General features: G+C 71.7%; 2 protein-coding genes and 1 pseudogene. 1 reads left to right on the top strand and 2 read right to left on the bottom strand.

Annotated features, from left to right (window positions below):
* A pseudogene (locus ACFXA3_RS41735) lies at positions 1–265 on the bottom strand (hypothetical protein); the annotation flags it as partial.
* Between the two features lie 234 nt (positions 266–499).
* Positions 500–1,396 (bottom strand): helix-turn-helix transcriptional regulator, encoded by an 897-nt coding sequence (locus ACFXA3_RS41740; protein WP_385196603.1) that lies wholly within the window; start codon positions 1,394–1,396, stop codon positions 500–502.
* A 244-nt stretch (positions 1,397–1,640) separates the two neighbouring features.
* Between ACFXA3_RS41740 and ACFXA3_RS41745 the strand changes: the two genes are divergently transcribed.
* The coding region (locus ACFXA3_RS41745; protein ID WP_385196606.1) for a nuclear transport factor 2 family protein at positions 1,641–1,984 on the top strand (344 nt) is incomplete at its 3' end.

Genomic DNA, 1,984 nt, shown 5'->3' on the forward strand with positions numbered 1-1,984 from the left:
CCCAGTCGACGGGGCGGGGTTCACCGGTCCATCCGCAAGAGCACTCGGCGCGCAGGGCGGCCGCTTTGGGACAGGGTGTGCAGGGGCCTTCGCCGTCGTAGACGCTCCAGTGCCGTACCTGCCAGCCAGAGCCTGAGGAGCTCGAATCGAAGTAGACGGGCTCGGGTGCCGTGCCGTCGGCCAGGAGCACCCCGCCGCGGCCCTCGTGCGACGTTCCGTACTCGTCCGACGTCCACGTCTCATCGCTGTCCGTACGCTCCTCCACACGGTCGCGGACCGGATCGGCGCCAGCTCTGCCTCCGACGATTTCGCACGCGGCCCGTGAGCGTGGCAGAACCGGAAAAATCTCCACCCTGCTTCGATGACCCCGTCGGCGCGCGATCACCGCCGAAACGCGCTGGCTCGACTCACTGGACGAGAAGCGCGCCCCATCCGGCCGTAGCCCCCTCCGCGTCCGGTCGGCGGCGACGCGAACGCTTCGGCCGACGGCTGCCGGGCTTCATTTCCCGGAGTGTCCGCGGACCGTGTCGCGGAAGGCGATCGGGGTCTGTCCGGTGCGCTGGTGGAAGTACTTGCTGAAGTGGGTCGCGCTGGAGAAGCCGAGGTGGTCGGCGATGCGGGCGGCCGTCCGGTCGCTGTGGGCCAGGAGCCGCTTGGCTTCGAGGACGACGCGACGGTCGATGAACTCCTTGGCGCCGAGGCCGGCGGTGGCGAGGGTGGCGCGGGAGAGGGTGCGGGCCGAGTAGCCGAGCGCCTCGGCGTAGTCCTCGACGCGGCGGGTGCGGGTGAAGTCCTTCTCCACGGCTTCACGGAAGCGCAGGTAGGTGGGGTCGGGCTCGGGTGCGGGACTGCCGGCGGGTGCGGTGAGGTGAGCAAGGCGCAGGACGAGGACGGCCAGCAGGTGGCGCAGGGCCGCCGTGTGGATCTCCAGGGGCAGGCGTCCGAGTGCGTGGAACTCGGTGGTGAGGTGGTCGGTGGCCAGCCTCAGGGCCGGGACGTCGTCCGGCAGGGGACGGCGCAGGATCGGGGCGTGCGGGTCTTCCAGGCGGGCGCCTTGGGTGGTGGCCGGGTCGAGGAAGTCCGGTCGGAACAGGATCAGGGTGCCTTCGGCGTGGGTGAGGTCGCCCCACTGCTGGACCTGACCGGGGCGCACCCAGAGCCACGAGCCGGTGTCGAGGGCGTAGGCGGTGAAGTCGACCGTGTGCGACAGGGTTCCGCCGGTGAGGGTGATCAGGTGGTGGAAGTCCGGCCGCTGAGGAGCGGTAAGCCGCTGGACGCGAACCCGCCGGACGAGGTCCGTGAGGGGCAGCACCTCGACGCCTGCCGGGGTGCCAACGGGTGCGGCGAAGGAGATCTCCGAGATGTCACGATCGACATCGTGTCGCTTTTTGACCATAACAAGTCGCCACACTATCCGATTCCGCCTGTTCAGCACCCCTAAGTTGGAGAGGTCAGCTCGTCCGGCATCCAGACGATGTCGCAAAGCAGCAAGAGCAGACACTGGCGGAGGCGCAAGCGGATGCCGGACGGGGCGCGGCCGGCACTGCCGCGGCCCTGACGGCCTCACTCGACCGGCGTCCGAAGACGGCCATTCCCTGAGCCTCCGCCCGAGACCTGACCCCGCAAGGAGCCGATCCACCATGAGCAACGCCAAGAGCACCGTCCTGTCCGCCGCCGGCGAGCTGTTCGGCCGGCAGGACCCGAGTGCGGTGGACCGCTGGGTCGCCGCCGACTACCGCCAGCACAGCGCCCTGGCCGCCGACGGCCCCGAGGCCTTGCGCCGGCTGGTCTCCGGGCTGCCGGAGGGTTTCCGTTACGAGGGGGCCCGGGTGATCGCCGACGGAGATCTGGTGGCCCTGCACGGCACGTACCACGGTTTCGGCCCCGAGCCGCTGGGGGGGGTGGCGGGCGGGGCGGGCGGGGCCGCCCGCCGGCACGCCCCGGCCCCGGGGGGCCCCGCCCCCCCGGGGGGGCCCCCCCCCCC

The sequence above is a fragment of the Streptomyces sp. NPDC059456 genome, from assembly GCF_042750055.1.
In the GTDB taxonomy this organism is placed as follows: Bacteria; Actinomycetota; Actinomycetes; order Streptomycetales; family Streptomycetaceae; genus Streptomyces.